A 559-nucleotide genomic window follows, 5' to 3' on the forward strand; every position below is an offset into this window, starting at 1 on the left:
GTGACCTGTGTGCCGTTTTGGCAGTACGTTCGATGTGTCATCCAGACAAATCGCGGGAAACTGGCTAACAAACTCTTCGGTGAGAACCTGCTGACGTACACAAGGATGAGCAGGCGACATGACAAACGCCCAATCCAACACACCCATGTCTTTCACTTCGAAATCCCCGCCGACCGGAACTGCTGACGTGGCTCCGACTACGATGTCGGCACGACCTTGAGCGATCGCCTCCCAAGAGCCGTTAAAGACTTCCATGTTGATTTGCAGTTCCGCAAATTCAAACTCTCGATAAAAATCTTCCACTAGCGGCTTGAGCTTTTCGAGCTTCACTACGTTATCCAGCGTCAGTTTCAGCGTTGTTTTCCAGCCGTGCGCAGCTCGACGAGTTTGTGCTTTCACCTCTTCCATCTGACGCAGTAACGAGCGAGCTTCAGCCATGAATAGCTCACCCGCTGGTGTTAATTCAACTTTTCTTGGTAAGCGGCGAAATAGCACGACGTCCAAATCCTGCTCTACCTGTCGCACGCCATAGCTGATCGCCGAAGGAACTTTGTGAAGC

1 protein-coding gene is annotated in these 559 nt (G+C 51.5%); it reads right to left on the reverse strand.

Annotated features, from left to right (window positions below; translation table 11 throughout):
• Window positions 1-559: LysR substrate-binding domain-containing protein (locus tag R7E78_RS29240; protein WP_318059035.1), on the reverse strand; the 559-nt coding region annotated here is incomplete at both ends.

The sequence above is a fragment of the Vibrio sp. YT-19(2023) genome (assembly GCF_033337395.1).